The organism is Terrabacter terrae (genome assembly GCF_039529575.1).
Classification (GTDB): Bacteria; Actinomycetota; Actinomycetes; order Actinomycetales; family Dermatophilaceae; genus Terrabacter; species Terrabacter terrae.
This window is the reverse complement of sequence record NZ_BAAANB010000180.1, coordinates 1-3,946: the sequence shown is the minus strand read 5'-3', so window position 1 is coordinate 3,946 and position 3,946 is coordinate 1. Positions and strand designations below refer to the sequence as shown.

The following is a 3,946-nucleotide window of genomic DNA, read 5'->3' as shown; positions in this document are numbered from 1 at the left end:
ACGACGTCTCGCAGACCGGCGGCATGGTCGTGCCGGGCCACCCGCACACAGGGCTGCAGACCGTGTCGTGGCTCTTCTCCGGCGAGGTCGAGCACCGCGACACGACCGGTGCCCACGCCTTCGTCCGCCCCGGCGAGCTCAACATCATGACCGCCGGCTCGGGCATCGCCCACTCCGAGTTCTCCACGCCGGACACCACGGTCCTGCACGGCGCGCAGCTGTGGGTCGCGCTCCCCGAGGCCGACCGCAACACCTCGCCCGGCTTCGAGCACTACGCGCCTCCGGTCACCGAGGTCGGCGGCGCCCGCGTCCTCGTCTTCCTCGGCACGCTCTTCGGCCAGACCTCCCCCGTGACGATGTTCTCGGACCTCGTCGGCGCCGAGGTGACCCTGCCTGCGGGCGCGATCCTGACCATCGAGGTCGACCGCGCCCACGAGCACGGGCTCCTCTGCGACACCGGCGTCGTCACCGTCGGCGACGCCACCGCCAAGCCGGGCGAGATCGTCTTCCAGCCCACCGGCGCCGACCGCATCACCGTCGAGGCCCGAGCCGACGAGCCGTCCCGCTTCCTCCTCCTCGGCGGCGCCCCCTTCGGCGAGCAGATCGTCATGTGGTGGAACTTCATCGGCCGCAGCCACGACGAGGTCGTCGCCTTCCGCGAGGACTGGCAGCGCGAGCGCGAGACCCGCGAGTACGGCTCGTATGCCGCCGCGCTGCCCGACTCCCGCTACGGCACCTTCCCCGAGGCCTGGACGCACACCCTCCCCGCGCCTGAGCTCCCCAACCTCCGCCTCCGCTCCCGAGGCTGACGCGGGAAACGCCGCTCCCCGAAGTCGAGTGGGCACTTCCACGCGTTTCTCCACAGGGAGCTCGACGTGGGTGTGCGAGCGGGAGGGGGGCGTGGGGGTGCGAGCGGCATCGGCGGCGGCCCACGGCATACGCAAGGAACGAGGGGCTGGGACGGCCGCCGACGCTCCACGCCGCGAGCGCCGCCACGCCCCCCGAGCAGGACCGAGCGAACGCGAGCCAGCCCGGCGAACCCGCGAGCACGACCCCGGGGACCCAAGCGCGCTCGGGCGAAAGAGCCCGGTGGGTAAGGATGAGTCCATGCGCGCGACGACGATCCATGGCCCCGGCGACATCCGCCTCTCCGAGGTCCCCGACCCGACGATCGAGGAGCCGACCGACGCGATCGTGCGCGTCGTCGCCGGCTGCATCTGCGGCTCGGACCTGTGGCCCTACCGCGGCGCCAACCCGATCACCGCCGGCTCCACCATCGGCCACGAGGCCGTCGGTGTCGTCGAGGAGACCGGCGCCGACGTGCGCGACTTCCGCAAGGGCGACTTCGTCGTCATCCCGTTCGTGCACTGCGACAACACCTGCCCGCACTGCCGCGCCGGCATGACGTCGGTCTGCCAGCACCAGGGCTGGACCGAGAGCGGCCAGGCCGAGCTCGTCCGCGTCGACCAGGCCGACGGCAGCCTCGTCAAGACCGACGGCCTGCCCGACGACGCGCTCATCCCCTCGCTGCTGACCCTCGCCGACGTCATGGCGACCGGGTGGCACGCCGCCGTCTCCTCACGTGTCGAGCCCGGCGGCACCGCCGTCGTCATCGGCGACGGCGCTGTCGGGCTCTGCGGAGTCATCGCCGCCAAGGAGCTCGGCGCCGAGCGCGTCGTCGCCATGTCGCGCCACGAGCCCCGCCAGAAGCTGGCCCTCGACTTCGGCGCGACCGACATCGTGGCCGAGCGCGACGACGCCGGCGTCGAGGCGATCCTCGAGCTGACCGACGGGATCGGCGCCGACTCGGTGCTCGAGTGCGTCGGCACCGACCAGTCGATGAAGACCGCCTTCCGCATCGCCCGGCCGGGCTCCAGCGTCGGCTTCGTCGGCGCTCCTCACGGCGTCGAGCTGCCCGTGCGGCAGATGTTCGTCCGCAACGTCGGCCTCGCCGGCGGCATGGCCCCGGTCCGCACCTACCTGCCCGACCTGCTGGAGCGGGTCCTCGACGGGCGCATCGACCCGGGCAAGGTCTTCGACCTCACGCTCCCGCTCGACGAGGTCGCCGAGGGCTACCAGGCCATGGACGAGCGCCGCGCCATCAAGGTGCTCCTGCGCCCCTAGCTTCGCAGGCCCCGAAGCCACCAACGGGTATGCCGTCTGCGACCAACCCGACGACGCCGCGGCTCCGAACCAAGCCGGACAACATCACCGGAAGAGCGAGGAGGACGACATGACGCACGCCCGCCTCCTCGACACCGTGGCACCGAGCGCGCCGCGCGGCGTCGCCCTCGTGCTCCACGGGGGCGCGGCTCGACGCGGTTCGATGCGGGTCAGCCCGACGCAGCTCTCGGTGCTGCGGATGGTCCCGGTCGCGGCCCGGATCGCGCGCGCCGTCCGGGGCGAGGCCGCGGTGCTGCGGCTGCTCAACTCGACGCGCGGCTGGGACGCGACCCACACGCCGGTCGACGACGTGCGGTGGGCGCTCGGCCAGGTCGCCGAGCGGTTCGGCCCCGACCTGCCGGTCACCCTCGTCGGGCACTCGCTGGGCGGTCGCGCCGCGCTCCTCGCGGCCGGCGAGCACTCGGTGGTCAGTGCCGTGGCGCTCAACCCGTGGGTCTACCCGGAGGAGGGCCGCGCCGACGTCTCCGGACGCCGGGTGCTCATCGTCCACGGCGACGACGACCGGGTGGCGCCGGCGCGCAGGTCCGCCTCGGTGGCCTGCAACCTGGCCCGAACCGCCGAGCTCGTCGGCTACGTCAGCGTCTCGGGCGGCAAGCACGCGATGCTGCGCCGGTCCGACGTCTTCGACGGCCTCGCGGCCCAGTTCACCGCCGCGACCCTGCTGGGCCGTGAGCCCACAGGCGTGGTGGGACGCGTGCTGGCCGGCGAGCAGTGGGTCGAGGTCTGAGGGTCGCGGGGCTTCGGCACCTCCGCCGGCTGACCCTCCTTTTGCGGCGGTCCGTTTCGCACAATAGAGTCGGAAACATCCCCTCCATGAACCGGTCCGACCGAAGTGAGGACCAGGATTGGCCCCGAGATTTGCGTCAGTCGATGACTACATCGCCTCCTACCCGGAGGAGACGCGGACGCAGCTTGCCGGGGTGCGCCGGGCGATCCAGAAGGTCGCTCCGCACGCGGCCGAGAAGATCAGCTACGGCATGGCGACCTTCACCGTCGACGGCAAGCCCCTCATCTACTACGCGGGCTGGAAGAACCACGTGGGCCTCTACCCGGTGCCGACCGGCAGCCCCGAGTTCGAGGAGGCCATCGCCCCCTACCGCCGCGCCAAGGACACCGTGCGCTTCCCGGTGAACCGCCCGGTCCCGCTCGAGCTGATCGCCGAGATCACGCAGCTGTGCATCGAGCGCCGGGCCGATGTCTCGGAGAGCTCCGGCGGCTGACACGCCCCCGACAGGGACCGCTTGTACCCCCGAGCGGCCCACCCGCATACGGTGCCGGGCTGTGATCCGCCTCACAACCCCTCGCTGCAGCGTGCGGGGATCGCGCACTGGAAGTGGACATTTGGTGACACTCCGAGCGCCCTTCCGTTACCTCGGCGTGACTTTGACCGATCCGCTCCTCTACTCTTCGGTAGTCCGTCCAACAGGTCGGGCTCTCGCGCGGTGGACCGCCTAGTCCTGTCACCACCTGGCGAGAAGACATGAACCTTGTGACAGGAGCGGAGGAACCACACGTTTCTCCGGGCGTTCGGCGCTTCGGCTCCGGGCGTCCTTGGGGTTAAGCCACGGCCCCCGCGCGACGAAGTCTTCGTCAGCTGGGTCCGAGGCCGGGCACCTCCCCGCCCGAACCCGACAGCTAACTTCGTAGGCGCGGAGAGGCACAGCCGTGATCAACGACACCACCCGTGGGCGCCACCGCGCGCCCGGACGCCACAACCCCCTGAGTGAGCTCAAGCTCCTCGCCCGCGAGTCGGCTCAGCCGG

The 3,946-nt window shown here is 71.9% G+C and carries 4 protein-coding genes and 1 riboswitch; all 4 genes read left to right on the top strand.

Translation table 11 applies throughout. From position 1 onward, the window contains the following. A partial coding sequence (locus tag ABD194_RS20580; protein WP_343995003.1) for a pirin family protein occupies positions 1–809 on the top strand: 809 nt, incomplete at its 5' end. Between the two features lie 298 nt (positions 810–1,107). Then, complete coding sequence (locus ABD194_RS20575; protein WP_343995001.1) at positions 1,108–2,124, top strand: zinc-dependent alcohol dehydrogenase family protein; 1,017 nt, start codon at positions 1,108–1,110, stop codon at positions 2,122–2,124. Positions 2,125–2,233: 109 nt separating this feature from the next. Continuing rightward, positions 2,234–2,911: an alpha/beta hydrolase gene (locus tag ABD194_RS20570; protein WP_343994999.1), complete on the top strand. Its 678-nt coding sequence runs from the start codon at positions 2,234–2,236 to the stop codon at positions 2,909–2,911. Between the two features lie 118 nt (positions 2,912–3,029). Next, entirely contained in the window at positions 3,030–3,404 is a 375-nt protein-coding gene (locus ABD194_RS20565; protein WP_343994997.1) for an iron chaperone, read from the top strand. Positions 3,405–3,657: 253 nt separating this feature from the next. Then, a riboswitch (cyclic di-AMP (ydaO/yuaA leader) is annotated at positions 3,658–3,846 on the top strand. Positions 3,847–3,946 lie beyond the last annotated feature (100 nt).